Origin of the sequence: Hymenobacter sp. NBH84, assembly GCF_014217645.1 — a bacterium.
In the GTDB taxonomy this organism is placed as follows: domain Bacteria; phylum Bacteroidota; class Bacteroidia; order Cytophagales; family Hymenobacteraceae; genus Hymenobacter; species Hymenobacter profundi.
Window position 1 is genome coordinate 2995103 of sequence record NZ_CP043644.1, and the last position, 23416, is coordinate 3018518.

Here is a 23416-nt window from a genome sequence, read left to right on the forward strand (position 1 = left end):
TGCGCCTCGACGACGTGCTGCTGGGCAATGTAGAAGGCAAGGGCACCTGGGATGCCCCCAACGCCCGCATGGCCGTGAACCTAGACGTGGAGCGCGAAAACCGCCGCGTGGTGAACGTGACCGGCACCTTCACGCCGCAGGACGTACCTAACCAGCTCAACCTGGTAGGTGTGCTCGATGAGGCTCCCGTAAAGCTGGCCGAGCCGATTTTGAATACGTTATTCAAGGATTTGGGCGGCACGGCGGTGGGTCGGCTTCAGGTCACGGGGAAGCTGGCCGCGCCCCACCTGGTAGGGTCGCTGGATGTGGCCAACGGTAAGCTCACATTCATTTACCTGGGCACTACCTACACGTTCTCTGACCGCATCACCTTCACCGACGACCGGATTGCGCTGAATAACATTCGGCTTTCGGACCCGCTTGGCAATTCGGGCACCATAGACGGCAACATCTACCACAACGGCTTCCAGGATATGCGGCTGGATTTGCGGGCCAATTTCCGCAAGCTGCAAGCCCTGAACACCACGCGCCGCGACAACGACCTATACTTTGGCACGGCCTACGCCACCGGTACAGCCCGCGTATCGGGCCCTACCGATGATTTGCTGGTGAATGTATCGGCTCGGAGCGAGGCGGGCACCCGGCTTTCCTTACCCTTCGATAATGCAGCCAAGGCCCAGCAGGCCAATTACATTCGATTTGTCAACCACAATATTCGGGATACCACTACTGTCCAGATAGCCACCGACACAGCCAAGCTAGACCTTTCGGGGCTGCGCCTGAACATGAACCTGGACGTGACGCCCGACGCCTATGTGGAGATTTTGCTGGATGAAAGCACCGGCGATATCATCCGCGGCACGGCCAGCGGACAGTTGCGCCTGAACATCGACACCCGTGGCGACTTCAATATGTATGGGCAGATTGAGATTGTGCGCGGCGCCTACAACTTCACCCTGCAAGGCCTTGTAAACAAAGAGTTTGTTATACGGCCGGGCGGCACCATTGCCTGGAACGGCGACCCCCTGCAAGGCCAGATGAACCTGACGGCCGCGTACACCCAACGCACCTCGGTGGCGCCGCTACTGGGTAGCAACACTTCGGTGGTGCCCGTAACGGCGGTGATGAACCTGAGCGGCCCCCTGCTCCTACCCCAGATCAACCTGAACCTGGAGTTCAATGACATTCCGTCGTCGTTGGAAGGCGATTTGGCGCCGTTCCTATCGGCGCTGCGCAACGACGAGCAGGAGCTAAACCGGCAGGTGTTCAGTTTGATTGTGTTCCGCCAGCTCACGTCGCCGGGTACGCTGTCGTCGGTGTCGTTTCGGGGGTCGGATAATGCGTTTGGCAACAGCGTGGGGCAGGTGCTGAGCACCCAGCTCAGCGTACTCACGTCGCAGATCGACCCCAACCTGGAAATCAGCTTCAACCTGAACGGCCTGAGCGCTGAGCAGTTGCAGGCGTTGCAGGTGCGCCTGAGCTACTCCTTTCTGAACGGCCGTTTGCGCATCACACGCGAGGGGGGCTTCACAAACAACTACAACGCGGCCAACACTGCGCCTGGCAGCACGGTACCAGTACAAACCTCCTTTCTCGGCGACCTGAGCTTGGAGTACTACTTGCGCCCCGATGGCAAGTTCCGGGCCCGCTTGCGCTACGAAACCACCCCGCGCGACTTCTCCGCCCTTGCTGCTGGCTCCTCTAATGCCAACCTGCAAAATCAGCAGCGCGCCGGCCTGAGCTTGCTGCACACCGAGCAGTTCAACTCTTTCCGGGAGCTATTTGCCCGCAAGCGCGTCCGCCGCCGCGACGCCGCCCGCAGGGAGTTGAACATCGACGACGACCCACGCACCACGATTAAATAGCTGTTAGCTACATGAACGAAAGCTATAAGCGAACAGCCATCAGCTAACAGCTTAAAATATAAGCTTATAGCCAATGCCGCGCACGTTTAGGATTTGTACCTGCGGATCGGCGCGGAGGTAGCGGCGCAGGCGGGTGATGAACACGTCGAGGCTGCGGCCGTTAAAAAAATGGTCCTGCCCCCAGAGGTCAAGTAGCACCGTGGAGCGCTCCAGTACGTGGTTGCGGTGGTCGTAGAGGCGCCGGAGCAGCTCCGATTCGCGGTGCGTTAGCTCGATTTCGGTATCGGCCAGCCGCAGCTTTTGCTGAGTAGGCGCGAATATGTAGCGGCCTATTTGCAAGGGCTCCTGGGGCGTGGTACTCGGGGTAGGCACCGCCCGCTGCAACAGCGCCCGGATGCGTACCACCAGCTCGTCCATGCTGAAGGGCTTGCGTAGGTAGTCGTTGCCGCCCAGCTCGAAGCCGCGTACCACGTCGGCTGGCTGGGAGCGGGCGGTAAGGAAAATGATGGGCACCGTTGTGTTTTCGCGCCGCAGCTGCTCAGCCAGCGAGAAGCCATCCAGGCGTGGCAGCATCACATCAGCCACTACGATATCGGGTGTGGTTTGGCGAAACAGACGCAAGCCTTCCTCTCCATCGGCGGCGTGTTCTACCGCAAACCCGCGCACCTCCAAGCTGTCCTTGACAATCAAGGCTAGTGAGGCTTCGTCTTCGATGAGAAGAATTTTTTGGCTGTTAGCTGATGGCTGGTAGCTGGTTCAGAATTCATTCGCCAACGGTTAACAGGTTGTAATTCATCTCAAAAGCGAACAGCTAATGGCCATCAGCTAACAGCTTAAAAAGAAGGCAGCCACAACGAAAACGTGCTGCCCCTACCCTGCTCGCTTTGCAGGTGCAGGTGGCCGCCGTGCCGCTCTACCACCTGCCGCACGTAATACAACCCCAACCCAAACCCCTTGACTGGATGCAAGTTGCCAGTAGGCACCCGAAAGAATCGGTCGAACACGGCGGGCTGGTAGCTGGCCGGAATACCAATGCCGTCGTCGGCCACGGTGAGGCGCCAGCCGCTGGGCTCAGGTTGGCCTTGAATGCGGATGGTGACCTGCTCACGGGAGTACTTGATGGCGTTGTCGATGAGGTTGCTGATGACGTTGCGCAGGTGCAGCCGGTCGCAGTGCACGGCGGTGGCATCCACATCAACATCGAAATGCACGGGCTTAGCGCTGGTGAGCTGGTGTTGCTGCACCAGCTCGGCCACCAGCTCGGCGGGTTGTACGGTTTCGGGCGTCAGCCGGAGCGGTTCGCGCTCGGCCACGGCCATGTGTAACACGTGCTCTACCAACCCCGACAGCCGCGCCAGCTCCTGCTGCGAAATGGCAAGGTAGGCTTCGGCCCGCTGCGGGTTCTGCAAGGCCCCAAAGTGCTGCAACGCCTCCAACGCCGCTGATACCGTGGCAATGGGCGTTTTCAGCTCGTGGGTCATATTGTTGATGAAGTCTTCCCGAATCTCCGACAGTTTTTTCTGCCTCAGAATGGTGCTCAGCATAAGGCCAAAGCAAGCTGTGGTGAGCACCAACAAGCCTACCGAACCCGCCAGCAAGCCTCCCATTTGCCGCAGCAAGTAGGGCACCGGCGGCCGGAACGAAGCCCGCACGGCCACGCCCGGCAGATTGGGTAGGGCCACGGCAGGCGTCTGCACGGGGTAGCCCACCAGCGCAGTTGTCAGCCGGGTGCGCTGGGTGGTAGCCGTAGCCAGGGTATCGAACAGAAACGCGGTTTCGGCCTGGCGCTGGCGCAGCTCGGTTTGGTAGGCATCGGCTAACTGGGTCAGGTTGAGGGTAGGCGTGCCAGCATGGCGCAGCAGCAATTGCAGAAACGCCTGGGCCACGCTGTCGTCTTGCCGGCGGGCGGCCAGGGCGCCCGCTGGCCGTTGGCTGCCCGTTTGCCAGAGCTGTTGCAGCTGGCTACGGTCGGCTGCGTCGAGCTGCCGGATGGGTAGGGCTACGTGACCGTAGCGGCTGCTAGTAGCGGCCGGTTGCAGCAACGTTTGCACGGCCGCCAGCTGCTGACGCTGTACCACCGCCAACAGCGCCTCGTGGGCCGTGCGGGCAAACTGCGCCGTGTTTAGTTGGTATGTGGTGTAGAGCCAGTATGCCTGGAACCCATTGATACCCAGCATACACAGGCTGATCAGCCAGAAGATAACACGTAGGCGACTTTTCATGGGCGGCACGGCTGAAGGGCGAGTACCTGCAAGTACGGCCGGAGGGGGTAGGGAATCAAGCCGTTAACATTCTTTAACACAAAATAACAGTCGTTTACGTCCGCTTGCAGGTCCTTTACACCACCTGTCATCCTGAGCAGAGCGAAGGACCTTCTCACGTCAGAACGAGTCGTTGTGACGCCTGTCGTTCTAGCGTGAGAAGGTCCTTCGCAAGCTCAGGATGACAGGTGGTGTTTGACTACTAGTTACCGACCACTGTATATATGCGTTTGTACTCCCGATTGAATAATGTAGCCGGCTGGGTGGTGTTTGGCCTCTCGCTGCTGGTGTACCTGCTCACCTTGGAGCCCACGGCCTCGTTCTGGGACTGCGGCGAGTTCATCGCCTGCTCCTACAAGCTGCTCGTGCCCCACCCCCCCGGCGCCCCTACCTTCCTGCTGCTGGGCCGCCTCGTCTCGCTGCTCAGCTTCGGCGACGTCACGAAAGTGGCCGTGCTCGTCAACGGCCTCTCGGCCCTGAGCAGCGCCTTCACCATCCTGTTTCTGTTCTGGTCCATCACGCTGCTGGCCAAAAAGCTCGTGCTGCGCCGCCCCGGCCTGCACGACGACCGCGGCCTGGAGCCTACCCTGGGCCAGACGCTGCTCATCCTGGGCGCCGGGGCCGTGGGCGCCCTCTCGTTTGCCTTCTCCGACTCGTTCTGGTTCAACGCCGAGGAAGCTGAGGTCTACGCCATGTCGGCGCTGGGCACGGCCACGGTGGTGTGGCTGATGCTCAAGTGGGAAAACCGCGCCGACGAGGCCGATAGTGACAAGTGGCTGGTGCTGCTGGCCTATGTCATCGGCCTGAGCATCGGGGTGCACCTGCTGAACCTGCTGGCCATCCCCGCCCTAGGCTTTCTCTACTACTTCCGCCGCCAGCCAACCCCCAACTGGGCTGGGGGCATCGCTACCTTGGTTATCAGCTTTGTGCTGGTGGGCGCCATTCTGGTGGGCATCATTCCGGGCCTGCCCACGCTGGCGGGCAACTTCGAAGTATTCTTCATCAACACCCTGGGGCTACCCTTCAACTCAGGCATCGTGCTGTTTATGCTGCTGCTGGTCGGGCTGATTTGGCTAGGTTTCCGCCAGAGCTTCGTGCGCCGCAGTCAGCTGCTGAACACGTTCATGCTCTGCTTCGTGTTCATTCTGATTGGCTACAGCTCCTACCTGATCGTGCCGATCCGCAGCTCCTACCACCCCACCATCAACGAAAACGACCCCGAGGATGTGCTCTCCTTCGTAAGCTACCTCAAGCGCGAGCAATACGGCTCTCGGCCGCTGTTCTATGGCCCCCACGTCTTTGCGCAGCCGATTGACCAAATAGATGCTGGACCGCGCTATGTGCGTCAGGGCGATAAGTACGTGGTGGCCGAGCAGAAGCAGGAGTTGGTGTACCGCGCCGAGGACAAGATGCTCCTACCCCGCATTTATGCTGATGCCAGCACTGCCCAGCGCGTGCCTTATTATCAAAATTGGGTGGACATCCGCGAAGGCGTGAAGCCGACGATGGGCCAAAACTTGTCGTTTCTGTTCCGCTACCAGATGGGGCACATGTTCTGGCGCTACTTTCTGTGGAACTACGCCGGCCGTGAATCCGACGTGCAGCAGGCCGGCACGCTCTGGCCCACCGAAACCCGCCAGGGCCTGCCCGAGCGCGTGGCCGAGAGCAAAGCGCGCAACCAGTTCTTCGCCATTCCGCTCATCTTAGGGTTGCTGGGCCTGTTCTACCAGGCCCGCCGCGACTCGAAGAACGCCTTGATCGTGGGCCTGCTGTTCGTCTTCACGGGCCTGGCCATCGTCGTGTACCTGAACCAGCCGCCCATTGAGCCTAGAGAGCGGGACTACACCTTCACGGGCGCCACTTATGCCTTTGCCATCTGGATCGGGCTGGGCGTGCTCGCGCTGGCCGACCTGCTGGGCAAAGTCATCAAGGCCGACACGGCCCGCGCCGGCGTGGTGACGCTGCTGGGGCTGCTGGCGCCGGGCCTCTTGCTGGCCCAGGGCTGGGACGACCACGACCGCTCGGGCCGCTACAACTCCGTGGACTCGGCCCGGAACCTGCTCAACAGCTGCGCGCCGAACGCCATTTTGTTCACCAACGGCGACAACGACACCTTCCCGCTGTGGTACGCCCAGGAGGTAGAGGGCGTCCGTACCGATGTGCGCATAGCGGTGCTACCCTATATGAACACCGATTGGCACATTGACCAGATGAGGCAGCGTAGCTATCAATCGGCGCCAGTAGCCTTTTCACTGGAGAGTTCGCGCTACGCGCAGGGCACCAACGACTACCTGCCGTACGCCGAGAACCCAAGCGTAGGGGAAGTCAACTTGAAGGACTTTCTGCGCTTGGTGCAGGAAGACAGCGACTTGCTGAAGGTTAGCTACGGCGAGGGCGGGCCTACCCTACTGTCCTTCCCCTCGCCTACTTTCTACCTACCCGTAGACACGGCAGCCGTGCTGCAAAGTGGCATTGTCCCAAAGGAGCGACGCGGCCACTTGGTCAGTAAAATGACGTTCAACGTGAGCAAACGGGCGTTGGAGAAAAAGAGCCTGGCTATTCTGGACATTCTTGCCACCAACAATTGGAAGCGGCCCATCTACTTTGCTACCAGCGTGGCGCTGTCGCAGGACCACCTAGGGCTGGAGCCGTATTTCCAGCTGGAAGGGTTGGCATGGCGCGTGCTTCCGCTGCGCAATCCCGACTACAACCCACGCGGTAACGACGATGGCTACGTGGCAAAAGAGATTCTGTACCACAATCTGATGCAACGCTTCGCCTATCGTGGCCTCAACAACCCCAGCATTTATTATGATGAAACCAACCTAATGTTTCCGGCCAGCTACCGCGATAAATTCGTACGCCTCGCCAACGCCTACCTCGCCGCCGGCGATACGGCCACCGCCAAGCAGGTAGCCGACAAGTGCCTGTCGGTGCTACCCGATGCGGCCATTCCCTACGATTACTACTCGCCGGCACTGGTGCCCGCGTTGGTGGCCGGAGGCGAAGTCAAGCGCGCCCAGCAACTAATGGATGTGCTCCTAGACCACACGCAACGGGCGCTGGCTTACTACACCAGCCACGCCAACCCGTTGATGGAACGAGAGTTGAACCAGCACATGGGCACGGCGCAGCAGCTCTACCTGGCCGCGCAACGGGTAGGCGACGCCCAGAGAGCCGAGCGTGCTTATCAATTGCTAGTGCCCTACCTGCGGTGAGGTGGTGAGTGAAATACGGCCATCATATTTCGGCTCCGCTCAACATGACAGCCCTGCCTTGCCCTATCCTACTCAAGACCCTAACTAACACCCCAAAAAGCAACACTTCAAAAACTTCACGTTACTTTTGCCGGTATGGCCCAGGCGCGCTCCATTCGCAAAAAGACTCTCGGTAGTTATCCGCATACCATGGTGGTGTTCAGCATCACGCTGGCGCTGCTGGTGGTAGGGCTGTTTGGCACCTTGCTGATTTCGGGCTACAAAATCTCCAACCTCGTGAAGGAGAGCATCGAGATGCAGGTGTACTTGGAGCGCGGCCTACCCGAAACCCAGCTTCTGCGCTTGCAGCAGGACTTTGCCAGTAAGCCCTACATTGCTTACAAAGGCAGCCAGCCGCAGGTGCGGTTTCTTTCCAAGGAAGAAGGCGCCAAGGAGTTAATTGACCAGACCGGCGAAGATTTTCAGCAATTCTTGGGCGACAACCCCTTGCGCGATGCCTACATTCTCCGCATCAACGCCGAGTATGCCGACTCGGTGCAGCTAGGCCGCATTGTGCAGGAGCTGAAGAAGCAGGATGGCGTGTTTGAGGTGCAATACGTGCAGAGCCTCATCGATTCCATCAACCAAAACCTGCGCCGCTTCACGTTGGTGCTGTTAGGCTTCGCGGTGGTGCTCACGGTGGTAGTGGTTATTCTCATCAATAACACCATTAAGCTGGCGCTGTTTTCGCAGCGCTTTCTTATTCGGAGTATGCAGCTGGTAGGAGCTACCCCAGCTTTTATTCAGTGGCCGTTTCTAAGGCGCGCTACCTGGCAGGGCGTGGCCAGCGGCGTACTGAGCGGGCTGCTGCTGTGGGGCCTGCTGCAATATGCGGCCCTCAACGTGCCCGAAATTCAACTGTTTTTAGATCAACGCCTACTCCTTGTTTTGTTTGTGGTGATGGTAGCGCTGGGAGCCGGTATTGGCTTTTTCAGCTCCTACCGCGCCGTTAAAAAATACCTGCGCCTGTCGCTGGATGATCTGTATTAAATAGGATTTAGGATCCTGGTTTTTGTTCATCGATTATACATCAGAACAACCGTATCTCTGAGACTCTAAGCCCCCAAGACCTCTACCCTCATGAACCAACGCTTTGCTTTTGGTCCTCGCAACTACCGCCTGATGTTTGTCGGGCTGGCAGTGCTGGCGGCCGGTTTCATCACCATGACCCTCGACTCAACCGATTACGGCGAAGGATTCCTGGGCATCACGCTCGGGCCGATTCTGCTGGTCATTGGGTTTCTGATTGAGTTTTGGGCCATTATGGCCAAACCCGGCGGGCCGGTAGAAATCCCCAAGTCTACTCAAGACACCATGCCTACCCCCCTGGCTACGCCGCCCACCACGCCTGTGGCTCCGCCTGCTCCCGCGCCGCGCCCTACCTACAACAAGCCGCGCTCATAAAAGCATCGGCATATTTATAACCCTCTGCTAGTCAGAACCAAAGCTAGTAGCTAACCGCTATCGGCTATCAGCTTACGCACAATGACGTATTGGCAAGCCATCCTCCTCGCAATTGTGGAGGGCCTCACCGAGTTTTTGCCCGTGTCCAGCACCGGGCACATGATTATTGCTTCTGCCCTGCTGGGCATCACGGCTACCCCGTTCACCAAGCTCTACCTGGTCGTCATTCAGCTAGGCGCCATTTTATCGGTGCTGGTGGTGTATTGGCGCCGCTTTTTTCAGAGCGTTGATTTCTATTTGAAGCTATTTGTAGCCTTTTTGCCCATTGTATTTGTCGGTTTGCTGCTGAAAGAGCACATTGACGCGCTGCTGGAATCGGTAACGGTGGTGGCGCTGATGCTCGTGGTAGGCGGCGTGGTGCTACTATTTGTGGATAAGTGGTTTCCGCAAGAGCAGCAGGAAAAAGGCGGCCACCCCGTCACGACGCCCAACTACCGCGAGGCCTTTATCATTGGCTTGTTTCAATGCATTGCCGTGGTGCCGGGCGTGAGCCGGTCGGCTGCTACCATTATCGGTGGTCTGACCCAGAAGCTAACTCGCCGCGCCGCCGCCGAATTTGCCTTCTTCCTGGCCATGCCCACTATGGCCGCCGCTGCCGCCAAAGACCTTCTCGATTACTACCAGGAGGCGACTAAGCAGGGTGTTCAATTGAACGATTTGTTTTCTCACGATGAAGTAATGCAGCTGTTGGTGGGCAACGTGGTAGCCTTTGTGGTGGCGCTGCTCGCTATCCGGCTGTTCGTGAATTTTGTGGCCAAGTACGGCTTCCGCGCCTTTGGTGTCTACCGCATTATTGTAGGCGGTATTCTGCTCTTGCTAATTGGCCTGAAAATCAACCTGCAAATCGTATAAATATGGCAGCCAGAACCTTAGCTGAGTTTGATTTTGAAGCGGGCGAAGTTCTGCTCGTAGATAAGCCGCTGACCTGGAGTTCCTTTGACGTGGTGCGAAAGGTGAAAAGCACCCTGCGCCCGCGCAAAATCGGGCACGCCGGCACACTGGACCCGCTGGCTACTGGCCTGTTGATTCTGTGCACGGGCAAGCTCACCAAGCAAATCGACCAGATTCAGGCGCAGGAAAAAGAGTACACCGGCACTTTCCGCCTGGGCCAGACCACCCCCAGCTTCGACCTGGAAACTCCCGTGGACCACGAGGCGCCCTACCAGCACCTCACCGAAGCCGACCTGCTGGCTGCTGCCCAACAGTTTGTGGGCACCATTCAGCAAACGCCGCCGCTGTTTTCGGCGGTTAAGGTGAACGGCGAGCGGGCCTACGAGGTAGCCCGGCGGGGTGGCGAGGCCGAAATCAAGAGCAAGGAAATCACCATCAAAGCCTTTGAGTTGACGCGCGTGGAGCTACCCGAGGTAGACTTCCGGGTGGTATGCACCAAGGGCACCTACATCCGCAGCCTCGCCCGCGATTTTGGCGTGGCCCTGGGCTGCGGTGCCCACCTCACCAAGTTGGTGCGCACGCGCATTGGCGAGTACCGCTTGGAAGATGCCTTTACGATAGAAGCCATTCAGGCCCTGCGTCCGCCCCGGCCCGAGGGTAGCACCCCGCGCCCCGAGCGCCCCCGCAAACCCCGCCCCGAACGCCGCGCCGGCATTGAGTTTTTCGAAAATAACGCAGGGAGTAAGTCAGAGTAGCAGAAAGAAAATCATCTATCATCCTAAGTTCCGCTTAAGGATGATAGATGGACGAAAGACTTTCCAAATGCGTACAAACCTTTCGATAGTTGTTGGCTCTCCCACCACCCATTCCTACTTTTTACTTCTTAATTTTTAATTGAAAATGCACGTCGTTCGGGACCCGGCGCAGTTTCCCTACCTCGGCAATGCCGTAGTGACTAGCGGTACGTTCGATGGAGTACACCTGGGTCACCAGAAAATTCTGCAACGGCTGCTGACGGTGGGCCGGCAGCACGGCGGCCCTACAGTGGTGATTACCTTCTGGCCGCACCCGCGCCTGGTGCTGGGGCCGCCTCCCTCCCACCCCGAACTGCTGGAACTGCGCCTGCTGAATACGCTGGCCGAGCGCGAAGCCAAGCTGCGCGATTTTGGCATTGACTATCTCCTGATTGTCCCATTCACGAAAGAGTTTGCGAGCTGGACATCAGAGGAATTCATCCAGAAAATCCTGCTCGATACAGTAGGCACGCAGCGGCTCGTGATTGGCTACGACCACCGCTTCGGCAAGAACCGCGAGGGCGGCTTCGACTACCTGCACCAGCACGCCGACCGCTACGGGATGCGCGTGGAGGAGATTCCGCGCGAGGACGTAGACGCCGTGGGCGTGAGCAGCACCCGCATCCGCCGCGCCCTGGAAAGCGGCGATGTGGCTACTGCCAACCGGTACCTGGGCTACGCTTACCCCTTCACCGGCACTGTAGTGAAGGGCCAGCAATTGGGCCGCACCATTGGCTACCCTACCGCCAACATTCGGTGCGCGGAGCCTTTGAAATTGGTACCTGCTCGTGGCGTGTACGCCGTACGCGCCACCACGGCCGCCGGCACCACTTACCCCGCCATGCTCAACATTGGCGTGCGCCCCACCGTGGGCGGGGACCTGGCTGAAACGGTAGAAGCTCACCTGCTCGATTTCGACGGTGACCTGTATGACCAGCCACTCACCGTGGAGTTTGTAGCCCGCCTGCGCGATGAGCAGAAATTCAATGGGTTGGATGCTTTGAAAGCACAGCTGGCGCTGGACGCCGAAGCTGCCCGGCAGCAGTTGGGGTAGAAAGTACTTTTCGTTTATCGTCTGTCATCCCGTATCGAAACTTCTACGAAACTTTCGTAGTATAGCCTACCATACTATCTGGCTATGCGACGCATTGGTTTCTTGTTCCTGCTTTTCTTCTGCCTGGCCACAGCAGCCAGCGCCCAGATAACCGTGCGCGGCGTAGCCCGCGATTCATTGACAAATGAGCCGCTGGGATTTGCCAGCGTGTTTCTGGCCAACACTACCTATGGCGCTACTACTGATGCGCAGGGTAGGTTTGAGCTGCGCGGGGTGGCATCGGGGCCGTATGAGCTGCTGGTTTCCTACCTAGGCTACCAGCTCTACCGCCGGGCTATCTTAGTGCAAGACAAGAATCTGAACGTCAATCTGCGGCTGCTACCTACCTCCCAGCAGCTAGCCGAAGTAGTGGTGCGCCCTCACAAAAATAATCCCGACGACTACCGCAAGTTCGAGGAGCTGTTCCTGGGTTCTACCACTTTCTCGCAGCAGTGCCGCATCCGCAACCCCGACGACGTGCTGGTAGACTACGACCCGCAGGCCAACGAACTGACCGCCACCAGTCGCGAATTTGTGTTGGTGGAAAACCGGGCGCTGGGTTACCGCGTGAAGTACTACGGCCTGCACTTCTCGGTTGATTTCAAGCGGCAGTTTGTGCAATTCTACGGCTCGCCGATATTCGAGGAAATGCGCGCCCGCAACACCCGCCAGCAGCGGCGCTGGGCCGAGAACCGCCAGCACGCCTACCACGGCTCGCAGATTCATTTCCTGCGCAGCGTGTATGAGAATAAGGTGGAAGACCAGGGCTTTCGGGTGCAGAAACTGCGCATTGTGGACAACCCGCGCCGGGCCCGCGCCGATAGCCTCATGCAGCATCTGCTGGCTACCTTGACACCCGGCCAATCTTTGGTACTGCCCGACTCGTTGCAGCGCCAGCGTCAGGAGCCGCGCAGCTACGGCTACCTCTATACCCGCCCTCTACCTATCGATAGCCTGCGCCAGCTCGTGGCTGATACCTGCCAGTTGCGCTTCCACGACCTGCTGCAAATCACCTACCTCCCCGAAAAGGCCGACCCACGCTACCGACCGGAAGTGCCCGGCCAACTGCAACCCGGTCCCACCCCCACCGAGGAAGTTTCGACGCTGTATCTGCAAATGCCCGCCGTGCAGATTTTCCCGAACGGCCGCCTGGCACATCCGTTGGCCATCTACAACGATGGCTACTGGGGCTTCGAGAAAATGGGCGAAATGCTACCCTATGACTATATTCCGCCGAGACCGTAGCTTTTCTATTGCTGTAGCTTCGTATTCAGACTCCGAAGTCGCTTACATTACTCTATTTATACCTTATCACGGATGCGCTACACACGTTTTGCAGGATTACTTTTATCCCTTCTATTGCTAGCCCAATGGGCATCGGCACAAAGCACGCTGAGTGGCCAAGTGCTTGATGCGCAGACGAGAAAGCCCTTGGAAATGGCCAACGTCTTTTTTGCCAATACCACCGTGGGCACTCCCACCGATGCACAGGGAAACTTTACGTTTCCGACCCTGAAACCGGGCTCTTACACGCTAGTGGTTTCCTACCTGGGCTACCAGCTCTACAAGCAGACCATAACAGTAGCCGACGCCCCGCAAACCTTTATCATTCAGCTGGCGCCTACCATCAATCAGTTGAGCGAAGTGGTGGTGCGCCCCCACCGCAACCGCCCCGCCGACTATGCCCGGTTTGCGCAACGTTTCCTGGGCAGTTCGTCTTTCTCGAAGCAGTGTAAAATCCGCAACCCGGATGGCGTAGTGGTAGAGTACGACGCCCAAAAAGATGTGCTTACGGCGTACACACCCTACCAGCTCCAAGTCGATAATGAGGCCTTGGGCTACCGCGTAACGTTTTACGACTTGGATTTTCAGGTGAATTATGGGCAGCAAACCACCTACACCGACAGTCAGGTAAGCTTCCAGGACCTGACGCCCCGCAACGAGCGGCAACGCCGGCGGTGGGCCGAAAATCGGCAGCGCGCCTACCACGGCTCTTTTATGCACTTCCTGCGCAGCGTATATCACGATGAAGTGGACGCGGCTGGCTTTCGGGTGCAGCGCTTGCGGCGCGAGGTGAATCAACGGCGCGCTTGGTCCGACACGTTTATGCTGACGCACAGCATATTAGGCGTCCGAAACCGTGGCTTGCCGATGGCCGTGGTGCACGCCCTACGCGAGCCGCCCATCACATCTGCCCTCAGCCCCGAGGAGTTGCCCATCGACAGCTTACGGCGACGAGCACCCACACAAACGTGGCTGCGGTTCCAGGGTCTGATGGCCGTAACGTATGAAGGCGAAGAAAAAGACGCGATGTACCAGCGGCTTTTCCCCGGCCCCAAGACCGACAGCAAGACGCAGCGCTCCGTTGTGCGGCTGCGTACGCCGGAAGCGGAGGTGGCCGCCGCGGGCGTCGTACGCACTATTGGCGCGGTAGTCACGGAAGGCTACTGGGGCTTCGAGCGGGTAGGCGAGTTGCTGCCGCAGGACTACCAGCCCCCGGCGCTGGAGTTGCGTATGAAACGTTAACTTTCTGGCGTACCCACCTATCCACCCGTATGATTGATAAAGTAGTACCCGACGCCCAGGCGGCGTTGGCTGGCCTCACCGATGGCATGACCCTGATGCTAGGCGGCTTCGGCCTGTGTGGCATTCCCGAAAACGCCATTCAGGAAATTCTGCGCCTGGGTGTGCGGGAACTCACGTGCATCAGCAACAACGCCGGTGTCGATGACTTTGGCATTGGGCTGCTGTTGCAAACCAAGCAGGTGCGCAAGATGATTTCCAGCTATGTAGGCGAAAACGCTGAGTTTGAGCGTCAATTGTTGAGCGGTGAGTTGGAGGTGGAATTGCTACCGCAGGGCACGCTGGCCGAACGCGTACGGGCGGGCGGCGCGGGCATTCCGGCCTTCTATACGCCGGCTGGCTACGGCACGGAGGTAGGCGAAGGCAAGGAAAGCCGTGAGTTCAACGGCAAGATGTACCTGCTGGAAACCGCCCTGCACGCCGATTTTGCTTTGGTGAAAGCTTGGCGCGGCGACATGGCCGGTAACCTCATCTACAAAGGCACGGCCCGCAACTTCAACCCCATGATGGCTACGGCAGGCAAAATAACGGTGGCCGAGGTTGAGGAACTGGTGCCTGCCGGCGAGCTAGACCCCAACCACATCCATACGCCTGGCATCTTCGTGCAGCGCATTTTTGAAGGTAGGAACTACGAGAAGCGGATTGAGCAGCGCACGGTGCGGCATTAATTTTTCGCGCAGAGGTTCGCGGAGACCTGCGCTGAGGTTCGCGGAGGTCGTTCACTACGGACCTCTGTGCATACCTCAGCAACCAAACAACATGTTGAACAAGAATCAAATAGCCCAACGCATTGCCCAGGAGCTGCGCGACGGGTACTACGTCAACCTGGGCATTGGCATCCCTACCCTAGTGGCTAACTATATCCCGGCAGGCATCAACGTAGAGTTGCAGTCCGAAAACGGGCTGCTAGGCATGGGGCCGTTTCCGACGGAAGCCGAGGTAGACCCCGACCTCATCAACGCCGGCAAACAAACCGTGACAACCCTACCCGGCTCCAGCTTATTCAGCTCGGCCGATTCGTTTGCCATGATACGCGGCGAGCACGTGGACCTGACGATTCTGGGCGCTATGGAGGTATCCGAAACCGGGGACATTGCCAACTGGAAGATACCCGGCAAGATGGTGAAGGGCATGGGCGGCGCCATGGATCTGGTGGCTTCGGCCCGCAACATCATCGTGGCCATGCAGCACACCGCCCGCGACGGCAGCAGCAAGCTCCTACCTGCCTGCACCCTACCCCTCACGGGCGTGCGCTGCGTCAAGAAAATCGTGACGGAGCTGGCTGTGCTCGACATAACGCCCGACGGCTTCGTGCTGCGCGAGCGGGCGCCGGGCGTATCGGTAGAGCAAATACAAGCCGCCACCGCCGGCCGCTTGGTAGTGCCGCAGGGCGAGGTGTCGGAAATGAGGTTGTGAGGAAGGTAGGCTATCAGCAGCCAGTCACAAGTGCTAATTAAATGGTGTAGAGACCCATACTTGCGTCTCGTCGTTGAACAACCAACCTCAGCAACGACGAGACGCAAATATGCGTCTCTACACCGTTCATATTCAATTCGGACGGCTTACTGCGCCTGCATAAGCTTGTGCCAGAGCTGGCGGCGGGTGGGGCCGTGGTTGGTGAGGATACGACGCACTGGTACCACGGCCGTGAGCGTTACCACCAGCGCCAGCGCTACCCGTGCCCACCACCACGGCATTAAGTACAGCACGGCGGCCAGCCCAATGCTCAGCAGATTCATGAGGGTAGAGGCGTTGTTGCGCATGGTGCTGAAATCGATGTTTTTGCGGATTGGCTTCGCTTTGTAAAGACTTCCCCACAAGCCCAAGGCCAGCAGCGGCAGCGAGGCCAACGGCAGCAGCGGTAGCTGTTTCCACTGGTCCCGCGGAAACAAGGCCAGCAGCACCCCAGCCGACAGCAAGCAATCAACAAACACCACTGGCAGCACCAGCCGCAGGTAGCTGGTCAGCAAACGCGGCGTCAGGCCCAGGCGCTCCAGCTCGTTGGTGGTAGCTACCCAGCAGTAACCCAGCAGGTTATTATTGACATAGGTGAAGCTGATGACCGGCAGAAACGAGAAATAGAACAAAGATTTCATGAAGCCTGCATCGCCCTTGCGGAGCAGGATTCCTGTCGCCACCAGCATGATAAGCTTGAAGCTGACACCCATTAGCAACGCCGGCCAGGTTTTGCGCAAATACAATTTCCACTCCGGCGAGAGCCGATTTTGCCACTGACTCTCAGTAGGCTCGGTCATGCGCTCTACCATATAACGGGCACTGAAACGGGGCCCTACCAGCCTGAGTGCCACTACCCACAGCAGCAATGGCCCAGCCACCGCCAGCAACCGTAGCCAGTTCGTAGAGATAGGCAACTGCCACCCCAAGCCGTCGCCCAGCCAGAACACCGCCGCCAGCAGACACAGCAAATTCAGCCAAAACAAAGGGTGCCACCAGCGCCCCACCGACAGTAGCAGCCGCATATTAAAGCTTAGGGCGGCCGCGCTCAGCCACACCAGCAAGCTCAGGCCCAACGGCTGCCAAAAAGTTGGAGCCACAGCCACTACCACCAGCAAGAACAGTAGGCTCATTGCCCGCCGCACCGACACCAGATCGAGCACAAAGGCCGTCACCGCATTCAAGCGGGCCGACACAGGTAGCGGCTCGGGCAGCGGCCGCTCTACGGTGCGGTACGTGGGTAAGAAATCGGCCATCAATACCGTAGCAAAAAGCGTGGTGTTGATGGCAGCCAGCAGCTTAGGGAGCGAGACGCCTGGTATTGTATCAGCGTGATTGAGCAAATAGCCCAGTCCCAAGCTATACAAACCTACTGTGATGCCAATTAAGAGTGTGGCTACCCGACGCTCGCCAGCGGGCCAGAACACCGCCAGCAGTTGCCGGCCCAGCAGGTAGGGTAGGAAGTGACCTAAACGGCCTGGTTGGTGAGCCATGTGAGGTCGTGGGTGGAAACAGTGGGCTGGAGCAGTTGCAGCAGCGCATCGGAGAGGTAGGCATCGCGGTCTTGCGTGAACTCCTGCATCGTGCCCCAGAACTTCACCTCGGCCTCGTCGATGATGAGTAGGTGAGTTGCTACTTTTTCGATGTGCGCCAGGTTATGCGACGAGATGAACGTGAGGGCCTGACTCCGGTAGCTGCCCAGCAACGCCAGCACCCGCTCGGCCGAAAACACGTCGAGGCCGTTGAGGGGTTCGTCCAGAATCAATAGCTCGGGGCGGTGCAGCAGGCAGGCGGCCACGGCCACCTTCTGCTTCATGCCCGTCGAAAACGAGCTGAGCCGCTTGGTGCGCACCTGCTCAAACTCTTCCAGCAAGTGCCCCAGCAGGCTCTCGATGCGGCTAGTGGCGTCGGGCAGTTCGTATACCCGGGCCACGAAGCGCAGATACTCCACGGCTGTGAGCTGCTCCACCAGATGACCTTGGTTGATGAGCGCGCCCATGCGCCGTTTCACGGCCACCGAAAACGTCTCGCCTAGCGGCTCTCCGTCCAGCACAATACTGCCCGACGAGGGTAGCAGCACGTTCACCAGTAAATTGAACAATGTACTCTTGCCGGCCCCATTGCGCCCCACAACGCCCACACAATACCCGGTTTCGGCACGCAAACTCAAGTCGCGCAGCACTGTTTTGGGCCCAAATGATTTGGTCAGATTCCGTAATTCTAATTCCATGAAGCTAGGTATAGACTCCTTCTATATCGATGAGGCAGTAAGTTACAGAACCGACGGATGAGTAGCGGGAATTACGCTGACAATTAGCAGATGCCTAGTCCTTAGCGCCCTAGGCGACAACTATCTGAGGTGCGCATTTTCGCTGGCAACGCAGCTTGTTACATTCGCTACCCGACGCGCACGAAAAAGCCGGGGGCGGTTTCTTCAATTGAAGAAACCGCCCCCGGCTTTTTCGTGCGCGTCGGCCTACTTACTCTTTGTGCAGACTATCAGCCGATTCGGTTACGACGGTATTGGGCGACGTGTACTCGGTGGAGGGTACGGCCGCGGGCATGGTTGGCACGGAATCGCGTTGAGTGGAATCTTGGCGCACTACCACGGTCGCATCGGAGGTAGCAGCCGAATCGGAGGGCGTGGAGTTGCAGGCGCTTAGGCTGGCGGCGGCGGCCAGCAGCAGAAAAAAGGCAAGGCGGGGAGTCGACATTGGAAGTAGGGATTAGGGATATAAGGAGTATGCTTGTCGAAACGAATCTGGGAGGTAGGAGGTTATAGAATACTGCGCGCCGACAGCCCGTGCGCGGTTGGTTTCTGACCAACAACGTCCGTAGTTTAGTATCAACTGCGCCCGTTTCTACGTAGGCGTACCCAAACAGGCAGTATGCACGCTGCACTATATTTCTGCAAATCAACATTCTATATATGCCCGCAACGAGTTCTAATACCAAAACCAGCGGCGGCCACGCCAAAAAACAAACCCTACCCGGCATGCCGTCCACAACTGAACTGCTAGCGCCCGACACTACCCCAGCGCACAGGCTGGTACTGCGCACCCTAAAGCGCGGCGACTTTAAGACTGTGAAGGAAATCATGGACAAGGTGTACTCCAATATGGAAGGCGCCTGGGCCCAGGATGAGTACAACAATCTGCTGAAGAAATTTCCCGAAGGCCAGATCTGCATTGAGGATAATGGCAAGGTGGTAGCCGCGGCGCTGGCTATCATTGTGGAATACAGCAAGTTTGGTGACAAACATACCTACGCCAAAATTACTGGCAACGGCAAGTTTGACACCCACGACGCCAACGGCGACACGCTCTACGGCGTGGACGTATTCGTGGACCCCGAGTACCGCTCGCTCCGTCTGGGCCGTCGTCTCTACGATGCCCGCAAGGAGCTGTGCGAAAACCTGAACCTGCGCGCCATGGTAGCCGGCGGCCGGATTCCCGGCTACGCAGCCTACGCCAACGAAATGACCCCGGCCAAGTACGTGGAGATGGTGCGCAACAAGGAGCTGACCGACCCCATCCTCACCTTCCAGCTGGCCAACGATTTCTATGTGCGCAAGCTCATCCGGGGCTACTTACCCTACGACTCCGAGTCGAAAGCATACGCTACCCTGCTGGAGTGGATTAACGTGTACTATGACGAGGAAACCGATAAACTGATCGGTAACCAGAAGTCGAACGTGCGCATTGGCATTGTGCAGTGGCAGATGCGGGCCACGCAAAACCTGGAAGATTTTTTCCAGCAGATGGAGTTCTTCGTGGACACCGTGTCGGGCTATAAGGCCGACTGCGTGCTGTTCCCAGAGTTCTTCAACGCCCCTATGATGGCCCTCACCAACGAGGAGTCGCCGTCGGTGGCTATCCGCTCGATGTCGGCCTACACCGAGCCCATCAAAACCAAGATGATGGAGCTGGCTGTGAGCTACAACATCAACGTCATTGCCGGCTCTATGCCGCTGTACGAAGATGGTAAGCTTTACAACGTCAGTTACTTATGCCGGCGCGACGGCACCGTGGATGAGCAGTACAAGCTGCACGTAACGCCCGACGAAGCCAGCTACTGGGGCATGCGCGGCGGCGACAAGCTGAAGTGCTTTGATACCGACTTTGGTAAAATTGGCATCCTGATTTGCTACGACGCGGAGTTCCCGGAACTGGCTCGTATGCTGAGCGACGAAGGCATGAAAATTCTGTTCGTGCCTTTCTGGACGGATACTAAGAACGCCTACCAGCGCGTGCGCCTCTGCGCCCAGGCCCGCGCCATCGAAAACGAGTGCTACGTGGCCATTACCGGCTCGGTGGGCAACCTGCCGCGCGTCGAGAACATGGACATTCAGTATTCGCAGAGCGCCGTGTTCAGCCCCTCCGACTTCGCCTTCCCCCACGATGCCATTGTGGCCGAGGCCACGCCCAATACCGAGATGACCCTGATTGCCGACCTGGACCTGGACCTACTGAAGGACCTCAACACCAGCGGCGCCGTGCGCAACCTCCGCGACCGACGCCGGGACCTCTACTCGGTGAGCTGGGTAGGCAAAAACGAGCGCGCCGACGAACTGCTGGAAATGGGCGCCGAGCGTGCGCCTAAAACCAGTCGCCGCAAAACCACGGCTGAGTAGGCATCGCCTACTTATAGCCTCAGCAAAACCGTTTTAGCGGATTATTCCGTATCTCTACTTGTGTGCACTATGCTAAACAGCCGCTTGGACTTTCCGAGCGGCTGTTTTCTTTATGGGTGAGGTGTGAGGGCGCAAGTAAAAATGTCATCCTGAGCGGAGCGAAGGACCTTATCACGGCAGCACGACAAGAGTACCAACGACTCGTTCAACGGGCATAAGGTCCTTCGCTCCGCTCAGGATGACAGACATTTTCACTTGCGCCCTCACACCCTCCTACCCCCATACCCTCCTACCCTAACCACCCCCTACCCTCCCGCACTCACCAAATGCGTGTGGTCGCGCAGGATAGTTTGCAGGAAGGTTTCGTCGGGGAGGTCGGTGCGGATGGTGGTCAGGGCTTTCACTTTGTTGGCTACCTCGTGTAGCAATAGGTAGTTACTGCGCTGCATGCCCTGTTGCAGCAACCGCCGAATCAGGGCCACGTCGTGGTCGGAGAGCTGGGCGGCTTGCGGGAATACTACTTGGTAGTTGGCATCGGGTAGGTAGGCGGCTGGGGTAGCGTGCTGCGCGCGCGGGCGCAGGCTGACCACGGTAGTACCAGCTGCCAAGTCGCCGAGGCGCTGGCCGCGGCCGTTGATGAGGATGGTAAGCACCGCCAGCGCCCCCGAGAAAGCCAAAATCTCGATGGGCCGCAACAGCCACCGCAGCAGGTAGTCGCCTAGTCCGGCGGGCGTACCATCCAGCCGTACTACCCGAATGTGACGCGCTTTCTTGCCCAAGCTCTGGCCGTTGAAAAATACCTCACAGGCCGGAAAATAGACCAACGTGGGGAGTACGAGCAGAAAAATGCCAATGGGGCCGGGGTTGAAATTCAGTTGCGCTGCCAGCACTGCCCACAGCAACGCCCATACTCCATACAGCAGATAATCCAGGAAAGCCGCCAGTATTCGGTCGCCCACGCTGGCTATTTCGTACTCCAGCGTTACGTTTTGGGTAGTATGAATGCGAATGGTACTCATATACAGGAAGAAGAATAGCTGCGTCGAACGTCGGATCGACAAATTTTTATAGAAGCTGGGTTGCGTACCGCAGATTTTGGTTGGACCTTAGAACGGAAAAGGTCCTCTGAATAGGCCGAAACGCAGATGCAATTGGCTGCTGCCACGTTTCGCTGTACTGGAGACTGTTTCGCAAGGTTAACTAGTCGAAATATAATGCGGGAAGCTATTTTTTTGCGACAAAACGAGGAACGCTGGCGGCAGTATGAGCGCCAGCCCCCTTCCGGTCCCGATGAGCTGGCGGCCCGCTTTGTAGCCCTCACCGACGACCTGGCCTTCGCCCAAACCTTCTACCCCGACTCCCCTACCACTCAGTATCTCAACGCCCTTACTAGCAAGCTGCACCAAGCGCTGTATAAGAACAAAACCGAGCGCACGGGGCGGTTCCGGCAGTTCTGGGCGCAGGAGCTGCCCTTGGTGGTAGCCCGCCACCACGGCACCCTGCTGGCCACGCTGCTGCTGTTTCTGCTGTTCACATCGCTTGGCGCCCTTTCTGCCGCCTACGACGACACCTTTGTGCGTGTGGTGCTCGGCGACGGCTACGTGAACCAAACCCTAGCCAATATTGCCAAGGGCGACCCCATGGCCATCTACAAAAGCCAGGATCAAACCCCAATGTTCCTATTCATCACGGTCAACAACATTCGGGTTGCGCTCATGACGTTTGCCGCCGGCATTGCGGCGGGCCTGGGCACCGTATTTCTGCTGTTTCAAAATGGTGTGATGCTAGGCTCCTTCCAGTATTTTTTCTACCAAAAAGGCGTGCTCCTACCCTCGGTGCTCACCATCTGGATACACGGCACGCTGGAAATATCGGCCATTGTGCTGGCTGGCGGCGCGGGCTTGGTCATGGCGCGAGGCTTCCTGTTTCCGGGTACCTTTTCCCGCGCCGCCGCCTTCCGCCAGTCGGCCCGCGATGGATTGAAGATTGCCATCGGCCTGGTACCTATTTTCATAGTAGCTGGCTTTCTGGAGGGCTTCGTAACCCGCCACACCGAAATGCCGATAGCGCTGAGTTTGCTGATTATCGGCACGTCGGCGGCGTTCATTATCGGGTACTTTGTGATTTACCCGCGGCTGATGCAGCGCCGCGTTAACGCTTTGTAATACAACTGTTTTTCTTATTCTATGCGCAATACGTTTACACACGAGTTAGACTACCGCCAGGAGCGGGATTTCGGACAGAAAATCAACGCGACGTTCGCCTTTCTTCAGGCCCAGGGCCGGCCGCTGGGTCGTGTGCTACTTTACATAGTATTGCCCGTGGCACTGCTCAGCGGCATCGGTATGGGTATTGGGCAGGCTGGTATTTTCAGTATGCTAGGGCAAGGTAGCCGCAGTATGACCGCCGGGCCTTTTGGCTCTGTAAGCAACGGCTTAGCCTTTGCCATTGGTGTGGCCGGGGCGCTGCTTACGTATCTGCTGCTCACGGCTACCCTTTACGAGTACGTGCGCCTGCGCATGGCCTTGCCTGCCGAAGAAGAAGTGACGCCCGCTCTCGTATGGCCCCACGTACGCACCTCGGCGTGGTGGATACTACTGTCGGGCATTGTATTGGCCGTGCTGACCAGCGTAGGCTTCGTTTTTCTATTCTTCCCCGGTGTGTACCTGGCCGTGGCGCTATCCCCGTTTTTCGCCGTGATGATTATGGAGCGCAACGGGTTCAGCAAGAACTTCAGCCGCTGCTTCGAGCTGGTAAGCGGCTATTGGTGGGCTACGTTTGGGCTGCTCTTCGTGATGTGGATCATTCAAAGCTTCGTAGGTCTTGTGTTTCAGATACCGACGTACCTACTCATGGGCTTGAAAATGGCGAGTATTCCCATCCCCGGCGAGGGAATATTGACCATCGCTACCCGTACGTTTGCTACGATAGGGCAAGTGCTGCTCTACGCGCCTACCATGCTGGCTCTTCTCTTTCAATATTTCAATCTGATTGAAATCAAAGATGGTGTAGGAATGCGCCACTTGGTTGATAGCATCGGGCAGCAGCCCACTACACCGGTTTCCTCCGCCGCCTACCGTCCCGATGAGGAAGGCGAGTATTGAGTTGCGAGCGTTGGTT

The 23416-nt window shown here is 58.3% G+C and carries 20 protein-coding genes; 14 read left to right on the plus strand and 6 right to left on the minus strand.

Going from position 1 to position 23416, the window contains the following annotated elements; genetic code table 11:
- The first annotated feature begins 68 nt into the window (after positions 1–68).
- Positions 69–1865: a translocation/assembly module TamB domain-containing protein gene (locus F1C16_RS12505; protein ID WP_258049126.1), complete on the plus strand. Its 1797-nt coding sequence runs from the start codon at positions 69–71 to the stop codon at positions 1863–1865.
- 51 nt (positions 1866–1916) lie between these two features.
- Here the strand turns inward: F1C16_RS12505 and F1C16_RS12510 are convergent, their stop codons facing one another.
- Together F1C16_RS12510 and F1C16_RS12515 are read right to left on the minus strand one after the other, a co-directional pair.
- Positions 1917–2588 carry a response regulator transcription factor gene (locus tag F1C16_RS12510; RefSeq protein WP_185284323.1) on the minus strand — a complete coding sequence of 224 codons (672 nt, stop codon included), beginning with the start codon at positions 2586–2588 and terminating at the stop codon, positions 1917–1919.
- Between the two features lie 110 nt (positions 2589–2698).
- The gene (locus F1C16_RS12515; protein ID WP_185280983.1) at positions 2699–4087 is read right to left on the minus strand and encodes a cell wall metabolism sensor histidine kinase WalK; all 1389 of its coding nucleotides are present in this window, start codon (positions 4085–4087) and stop codon (positions 2699–2701) included.
- Positions 4088–4350: 263 nt separating this feature from the next.
- Here F1C16_RS12515 and F1C16_RS12520 point away from each other — a divergent pair, with 263 nt between their 5' ends.
- The 10 genes from F1C16_RS12520 (at position 4351) to F1C16_RS12565 (ending at position 15624) form a co-directional block, all read left to right on the plus strand.
- Positions 4351–7344, plus strand: a complete 2994-nt coding sequence (locus F1C16_RS12520; protein WP_185280984.1) for a DUF2723 domain-containing protein — start codon at positions 4351–4353, stop codon at positions 7342–7344.
- A 135-nt stretch (positions 7345–7479) separates the two neighbouring features.
- Positions 7480–8373, plus strand: coding sequence for an ABC transporter permease (locus tag F1C16_RS12525; protein WP_185280985.1), 894 nt, complete (start codon positions 7480–7482; stop codon positions 8371–8373).
- Between the two features lie 90 nt (positions 8374–8463).
- The gene (locus F1C16_RS23225) at positions 8464–8787 is read left to right on the plus strand and encodes a DUF3098 domain-containing protein (protein ID WP_185280986.1); all 324 of its coding nucleotides are present in this window, start codon (positions 8464–8466) and stop codon (positions 8785–8787) included.
- Positions 8788–8868: 81 nt separating this feature from the next.
- Positions 8869–9699: an undecaprenyl-diphosphate phosphatase gene (locus F1C16_RS12535; RefSeq protein WP_185280987.1), complete on the plus strand. Its 831-nt coding sequence runs from the start codon at positions 8869–8871 to the stop codon at positions 9697–9699.
- Positions 9700–9701: 2 nt separating this feature from the next.
- Positions 9702–10493: a tRNA pseudouridine(55) synthase TruB gene (gene truB / locus F1C16_RS12540; RefSeq protein WP_185280988.1), complete on the plus strand. Its 792-nt coding sequence runs from the start codon at positions 9702–9704 to the stop codon at positions 10491–10493.
- Between the two features lie 145 nt (positions 10494–10638).
- Positions 10639–11586 (plus strand): bifunctional riboflavin kinase/FAD synthetase, encoded by a 948-nt coding sequence (locus F1C16_RS12545; protein ID WP_185280989.1) that lies wholly within the window; start codon positions 10639–10641, stop codon positions 11584–11586.
- A gap of 84 nt (positions 11587–11670) precedes the next feature.
- Entirely contained in the window at positions 11671–12870 is a 1200-nt protein-coding gene (locus F1C16_RS12550; RefSeq protein ID WP_185280990.1) for a carboxypeptidase-like regulatory domain-containing protein, read from the plus strand.
- Between the two features lie 72 nt (positions 12871–12942).
- Positions 12943–14151 (plus strand): carboxypeptidase-like regulatory domain-containing protein, encoded by a 1209-nt coding sequence (locus F1C16_RS12555; RefSeq protein WP_185280991.1) that lies wholly within the window; start codon positions 12943–12945, stop codon positions 14149–14151.
- A 29-nt stretch (positions 14152–14180) separates the two neighbouring features.
- Positions 14181–14876: a CoA transferase subunit A gene (locus F1C16_RS12560; protein WP_185280992.1), complete on the plus strand. Its 696-nt coding sequence runs from the start codon at positions 14181–14183 to the stop codon at positions 14874–14876.
- Positions 14877–14967: 91 nt separating this feature from the next.
- Positions 14968–15624 carry a CoA transferase subunit B gene (locus F1C16_RS12565; RefSeq protein ID WP_185280993.1) on the plus strand — a complete coding sequence of 219 codons (657 nt, stop codon included), beginning with the start codon at positions 14968–14970 and terminating at the stop codon, positions 15622–15624.
- A 146-nt stretch (positions 15625–15770) separates the two neighbouring features.
- On the opposite strand, the gene F1C16_RS12570 is transcribed toward F1C16_RS12565, so the two are convergent.
- The 3 genes from F1C16_RS12570 to F1C16_RS12580 all read right to left on the minus strand — a co-directional run bounded on the left by F1C16_RS12570 (position 15771) and on the right by F1C16_RS12580 (position 18377).
- Entirely contained in the window at positions 15771–17156 is a 1386-nt protein-coding gene (locus F1C16_RS12570) for a hypothetical protein (protein ID WP_185280994.1), read from the minus strand.
- Complete coding sequence (locus F1C16_RS12575; protein WP_185280995.1) at positions 17132–17893, minus strand: ABC transporter ATP-binding protein; 762 nt, start codon at positions 17891–17893, stop codon at positions 17132–17134. Before F1C16_RS12575 ends, F1C16_RS12570 begins: the two co-directional genes overlap by 25 nt.
- A gap of 250 nt (positions 17894–18143) precedes the next feature.
- Positions 18144–18377: a hypothetical protein gene (locus F1C16_RS12580; RefSeq protein ID WP_185280996.1), complete on the minus strand. Its 234-nt coding sequence runs from the start codon at positions 18375–18377 to the stop codon at positions 18144–18146.
- A gap of 281 nt (positions 18378–18658) precedes the next feature.
- Between F1C16_RS12580 and F1C16_RS12585 the strand changes: the two genes are divergently transcribed.
- A complete protein-coding gene (locus F1C16_RS12585; RefSeq protein ID WP_258049127.1) occupies positions 18659–20296 on the plus strand; it encodes a bifunctional GNAT family N-acetyltransferase/carbon-nitrogen hydrolase family protein in 1638 nt (545 codons plus the stop codon).
- A 305-nt stretch (positions 20297–20601) separates the two neighbouring features.
- Here the strand turns inward: F1C16_RS12585 and F1C16_RS12590 are convergent, their stop codons facing one another.
- Positions 20602–21315 (minus strand): RDD family protein, encoded by a 714-nt coding sequence (locus F1C16_RS12590; protein ID WP_185280998.1) that lies wholly within the window; start codon positions 21313–21315, stop codon positions 20602–20604.
- 195 nt (positions 21316–21510) lie between these two features.
- On the opposite strand from F1C16_RS12590, the gene F1C16_RS12595 reads away from it, so the two are divergent.
- Both F1C16_RS12595 and F1C16_RS12600 read left to right on the plus strand, forming a co-directional pair.
- A complete protein-coding gene (locus tag F1C16_RS12595; protein ID WP_185280999.1) occupies positions 21511–22461 on the plus strand; it encodes a stage II sporulation protein M in 951 nt (316 codons plus the stop codon).
- A 21-nt stretch (positions 22462–22482) separates the two neighbouring features.
- A complete protein-coding gene (locus F1C16_RS12600; RefSeq protein ID WP_185281000.1) occupies positions 22483–23400 on the plus strand; it encodes a hypothetical protein in 918 nt (305 codons plus the stop codon).
- Positions 23401–23416 lie beyond the last annotated feature (16 nt).

Bases quoted from the DNA above. Each gene is read 5' to 3' on its own strand.
- F1C16_RS12515 (WP_185280983.1), bottom strand. From the start codon at position 4,087: ATGAAAAGTCGCCTACGTGTTATCTTCTGGCTGATCAGCCTGTGTATG.
- F1C16_RS12595 (WP_185280999.1), top strand. From the start codon at position 21,511: ATGCGGGAAGCTATTTTTTTGCGACAAAACGAGGAACGCTGGCGGCAG.
- F1C16_RS12575 (WP_185280995.1), bottom strand. From the start codon at position 17,893: ATGGAATTAGAATTACGGAATCTGACCAAATCATTTGGGCCCAAAACA.
- truB (WP_185280988.1), top strand. From the start codon at position 9,702: ATGGCAGCCAGAACCTTAGCTGAGTTTGATTTTGAAGCGGGCGAAGTT.
- F1C16_RS12555 (WP_185280991.1), top strand. From the start codon at position 12,943: ATGCGCTACACACGTTTTGCAGGATTACTTTTATCCCTTCTATTGCTA.
- F1C16_RS12505 (WP_258049126.1), top strand. From the start codon at position 69: ATGGCCGTGAACCTAGACGTGGAGCGCGAAAACCGCCGCGTGGTGAAC.
- F1C16_RS12585 (WP_258049127.1), top strand. From the start codon at position 18,659: ATGCCGTCCACAACTGAACTGCTAGCGCCCGACACTACCCCAGCGCAC.
- F1C16_RS12565 (WP_185280993.1), top strand. From the start codon at position 14,968: ATGTTGAACAAGAATCAAATAGCCCAACGCATTGCCCAGGAGCTGCGC.
- F1C16_RS12545 (WP_185280989.1), top strand. From the start codon at position 10,639: ATGCACGTCGTTCGGGACCCGGCGCAGTTTCCCTACCTCGGCAATGCC.
- F1C16_RS12535 (WP_185280987.1), top strand. From the start codon at position 8,869: ATGACGTATTGGCAAGCCATCCTCCTCGCAATTGTGGAGGGCCTCACC.
- F1C16_RS12570 (WP_185280994.1), bottom strand. From the start codon at position 17,156: ATGGCTCACCAACCAGGCCGTTTAGGTCACTTCCTACCCTACCTGCTG.
- F1C16_RS12520 (WP_185280984.1), top strand. From the start codon at position 4,351: ATGCGTTTGTACTCCCGATTGAATAATGTAGCCGGCTGGGTGGTGTTT.
- F1C16_RS12560 (WP_185280992.1), top strand. From the start codon at position 14,181: ATGATTGATAAAGTAGTACCCGACGCCCAGGCGGCGTTGGCTGGCCTC.
- F1C16_RS12590 (WP_185280998.1), bottom strand. From the start codon at position 21,315: ATGAGTACCATTCGCATTCATACTACCCAAAACGTAACGCTGGAGTAC.
- F1C16_RS23225 (WP_185280986.1), top strand. From the start codon at position 8,464: ATGAACCAACGCTTTGCTTTTGGTCCTCGCAACTACCGCCTGATGTTT.
- F1C16_RS12550 (WP_185280990.1), top strand. From the start codon at position 11,671: ATGCGACGCATTGGTTTCTTGTTCCTGCTTTTCTTCTGCCTGGCCACA.
- F1C16_RS12580 (WP_185280996.1), bottom strand. From the start codon at position 18,377: ATGTCGACTCCCCGCCTTGCCTTTTTTCTGCTGCTGGCCGCCGCCGCC.
- F1C16_RS12600 (WP_185281000.1), top strand. From the start codon at position 22,483: ATGCGCAATACGTTTACACACGAGTTAGACTACCGCCAGGAGCGGGAT.
- F1C16_RS12525 (WP_185280985.1), top strand. From the start codon at position 7,480: ATGGCCCAGGCGCGCTCCATTCGCAAAAAGACTCTCGGTAGTTATCCG.